This is a genomic window from Rickettsia sp. TH2014 (assembly GCF_019249195.1).
In the GTDB taxonomy this organism is placed as follows: Bacteria; Pseudomonadota; Alphaproteobacteria; order Rickettsiales; family Rickettsiaceae; genus Rickettsia; species Rickettsia felis.
The window spans coordinates 1-4,041 of record NZ_MXAX01000270.1; the positions used below are offsets into that span (position 1 = coordinate 1).

The following is a 4,041-nucleotide window of genomic DNA, read 5'->3' on the forward strand; positions in this document are numbered from 1 at the left end:
GCGTAACTGCAATATGGAGGCATGACCAATACCTAGTTATTTTGACAAGGCATTATATATTATTTTACTTTTTAGTAAAGTAATTATTAATATTTCTTAATTATTTAGTAAATTGTTTTTTAATATTAATTTTGTTGCATGGATCAGAAAACGCATTTTATGTCATACCGTGACTTGAGTGGCGTTGTTGCATGGCTCGATTTTCCTCCTGTCATCCCGTGAATAAATTACGAGATGACATCGAGCTTTTTATTATTATCTCTCTTTAGTTAGCAATGCCTATCCACCGAATTGCTCTTTAATAATTCTATCTTCCAGCGTATGGTTTTTATTAAAGAGTAGTTTGATAGGTTTATCCTTAGTAGATTTAACGGTAACATTCGTGATATTATTAAACTCCTGAAAGTCGGCAGTAGCATTTACCGGTCGTTTATTTGTATTAAGTATTTCAAATTTAATTGTAGCAGATGAAAGCAGTAAAGCACCGTGCCATCTACGAGGTCTAAAAGAGCAGATAGGGGTTAGGCATAACATGTTTGAATCAAGCGGTAAAATAGGACCGCCGGCAGATAAATTGTAAGCACTACTTCCGGCAGGCGTTGCAACTAAAGCTCCGTCTGCTACTAATTCGCTCATTCTCTCTATTCCGTTTACGTCTATTCTAAATTTAGCAGCTTGATTAGTTTTACGAAATATCGATACTTCGTTAATAGCAAGTGCGGTATATATTTGACCGCTTATATCTTCAGCTTGCATAAGAAGAGGATTTAGAATAGAAACTGTGCTTTCATGTATATTTTGTAATAAATGCTTGGTATCTAAAGGATTCATTAAAAAGCCGAGACTTCCTAAATTAACTCCATAAAAAGGGATATTAAGATTCATATAGCGGTGAATATTATGTAGTAATTCTCCATCGCCGCCTATTACGATAATTGCTTCTGCTTCCTCTATTTTACAATAATTATAGAGTTTTTTTATTTCCTCTATAATAGCTAGATGTTTGGAATTTTGGTTATAAATTAATGTTATTTTATTTATATTCATTATATGAATTTCTTTTTTAATGTATAGACGCTTAACTAATAATAAGTTATAAGAATAAAGTAATAAAATAAATATTAAGTTAAATTATGTCATCATTCAACATCAAAAATCATAAAAATGATCTGCTATTTGTACCGCTAGGAGGATCTAATGAAATAGGTATGAATCTTAATCTTTACCATTATAAAGGTAAATGGTTAATGATTGATTGCGGTAGCGGTTTTGCCGATGACTACTTACCTGGTGTTGATATGATAATTGCCGATAGTAGCTTTATAGAGAAATATAAAAAAGATATAGTAGGTCTGATTTTAACTCATGCTCATGAGGATCATTTAGGCGGTGTCCAATATTTATGGAATAGCCTTAAATGTCCTATTTATACTACTACTTTCACAGCAAATTTTTTAAAAATTCGTTTAAATGAATATGATTTTGCTAAAAATATAAAAATTCACGAAGTAAAACCGGGTAGTAAAATAAATCTAGAGCCTTTTTCTTTAGAAATGGTGCCGCTCACTCACTCGGCTCCTGAAATGCAAGCAATTATGATTCGTACGGATGCAGGTAATATTTTACATACGGGAGATTGGAAATTTGATAATGACCCGGTACTTGGTAAAAAAGCCGATGAGGAGCTTTTAAAGTCTTATGGAGATGAAGGGGTTCTTGCACTTGTTTGTGATTCAACTAACGTATTTAATAAAGGAAGCTCAGGTTCTGAAGGAGATGTTAGAAAAAGTTTAGTAGATATCATAGCCGGCTGCCCTCAAATGGTTGTAGTTTCAACCTTTGCCTCTAATTTAGCACGGCTTGATACGATAATTCATGCAGCAGGGCTTGCAGGTAGAAAAGTAATTTTAACAGGTAGAAGTTTGCATCGTATGATGCTTGCTGCTCAAGAAAGCGGCTATTTCAAAGATATTGCTCCTCTAATTAGTGAACGTGATGTTAGTAGATTTAGAAGAGAAGAATTATTAGTAATTGCTACCGGTTGTCAAGGTGAACCGCTCGCTGCAACTGCAAAATTGGCTAGTAATGCTCATCAGTCAATAAGACTTGCTCCTAAGGATACAATGATTTTTTCTTCAAAAATTATTCCCGGCAATGAAAAGAAAATATTTAGGTTATTTAATATATTTGTTAAAGCCGGTGTAGAAGTTATTACCGAGCGAGATCATTTTGTCCATGTATCAGGTCATCCATCTATTGATGAGCTACAGAAAATGTACTCTCTCATTAGACCGAATATTTGTATTCCCGTTCACGGCGAGCCGGTACATATTCATGAACATGTTAAGCTTGCTAAGAAAAACGGCATAAAACAGGCAGTAGAGGTTGAAAACGGTAGTGTAGTATTGCTTGAACCTAATAATGCGAAAGTAATTTCAAAGGTAGAAAACGGCTATTTAGCTGTAGATGGTAATTATTTACTGTCCGTCGAATCTCCGATTTTCAAAGCTAGAAGACGTATGCGTGAGTCGGGTATCGTGGTAGCGTCAGTAGTAATTAATAAAAAAGGGCTGCTTGCTGCAAACCCAATGCTGTCTATGCCTGGTCTGCTTGATCCGAAAGAGGATATGGCATTAGTTAACCTCATTAAAAATGATATTAAAGAACTTGTTACTATTCAAAATAAACAGGCTAAAAAAGCATTGTCGGATGAACAAGTAATCGAAGCAATAAAAGGAACAATCCGTAAAACCTTGAAACAGGAAATAAATAAGTCACCTGTAATAATAGTAAATCTTGAGAAAGCTGTGGAGTAGAGGAGTTGTAGATCGTTTTTTCCGTCATTGCGAAGAAAAATTGAAAATTTTGACGAAGCAATCTCAGGATATTTGACGAGATTGCCGCGTCGTTGCTAAAGCAACTCCTCGCAATGACGATTTGTGTATTGCGGGGTGACAAAGAAATAAGCACATGAATAAATTTAAAAATATTGCGGTTTATGGAGGAGGGAGTTATGGTACTAGTCTTGCTTCTTTAGCAGCACAAAACTGTAATAACGTTACTTTATTTTTACGAGATGAGGAAATAGCAAAAGAAATTTTACATAACAAAACTAATGTAAAATATTTAGGGGATATTAAATTACCCGCTCATTTACAGGTTACTACAAACTTAAGTGTAATTAAGGATTTTGAACTAATTATTATTGCAGTGCCGTCTTATACTTTTGATGACTCAATAAAATTATTAAAAACTCACGGCATTTCTCAAGACAATACTCTTCTAATCGCAACAAAAGGCTTTGCTCGTAACCCTACCGAATTATTTTCAGATAGGTTAAAAACTCTATTACCGCATAGCACTACAGTGTTTTTTGCGGGTCCGAATCTAGCGAAAGAACTAGCTAAAAATTTACCGGCTTCAGCAAGTATTGCAGGTGTAGATATAGATATAGCAAATAAGATAGCTTATAATCTAGGTTCAAAAAATTTTACTACTAATGTGACAAGCGATATTGTGACCTTACAAGTAGCAGGAGCTTTAAAAAATATTTTTGCTATTAAAAGCGGAATTGATTTAGCAAAGAAGCAGGGTGAGAATGCAAGAGCAACGCTTATAGTATCCGCCTTAAAAGAAATTGCTACTTTATCTAAGGCTTTGGGTAGTAAAAGGACGGATATTTTACTAGAAGCTGGGGTAGTAGGTGATTTAGTGCTTACCTGTTACTCTTTAGGCTCACGTAATACAAAATTCGGTTATGAGCTTGGGATTAGTAGCGATAAAAAGAAATTTTTACAGGAATATAAAGAGTTAGTAGAGGGAAGAGAAGCATTAAAATTAGTTTTGGATTTGATAAAAAAATATAATTTACATATGCCTATAATTTCCGAAGTGGCTTCGTGTATACTCGTTTAATTTGAAAAATAGATAGACGAAGATCAACTTCAAAAAGAGCAAGGAGTCTATAAGTCGAGGAGCGAAGCGTATACTAATACGTGAGCACCACAGATCTTATATGTAGAAGTCAAGATTTAATCTTAC

4 protein-coding genes are annotated in these 4,041 nt (G+C 34.2%); 3 read left to right on the top strand and 1 reads right to left on the bottom strand.

Annotated elements, in window-relative coordinates; all coding sequences use genetic code 11:
• Positions 1 to 279: 279 nt before the first annotated feature.
• Positions 280 to 1,047 carry an NAD kinase gene (locus KYQ89_RS05660; RefSeq protein WP_218460776.1) on the bottom strand — a complete coding sequence of 256 codons (768 nt, stop codon included), beginning with the start codon at positions 1,045 to 1,047 and terminating at the stop codon, positions 280 to 282.
• Between the two features lie 86 nt (positions 1,048 to 1,133).
• Between KYQ89_RS05660 and KYQ89_RS05665 the strand changes: the two genes are divergently transcribed.
• From KYQ89_RS05665 to KYQ89_RS08400, 3 genes are all read left to right on the top strand, one after another.
• Positions 1,134 to 2,816 carry a ribonuclease J gene (locus KYQ89_RS05665; RefSeq protein WP_218460777.1) on the top strand — a complete coding sequence of 561 codons (1,683 nt, stop codon included), beginning with the start codon at positions 1,134 to 1,136 and terminating at the stop codon, positions 2,814 to 2,816.
• A gap of 154 nt (positions 2,817 to 2,970) precedes the next feature.
• Positions 2,971 to 3,915, top strand: coding sequence for an NAD(P)H-dependent glycerol-3-phosphate dehydrogenase (locus KYQ89_RS05670; RefSeq protein ID WP_218460778.1), 945 nt, complete (start codon positions 2,971 to 2,973; stop codon positions 3,913 to 3,915).
• A 22-nt stretch (positions 3,916 to 3,937) separates the two neighbouring features.
• On the top strand, positions 3,938 to 4,021 hold the full coding sequence (locus KYQ89_RS08400; RefSeq protein WP_218460779.1) for a palindromic element RPE5 domain-containing protein: 84 nt from the start codon (positions 3,938 to 3,940) through the stop codon (positions 4,019 to 4,021).
• Positions 4,022 to 4,041 lie beyond the last annotated feature (20 nt).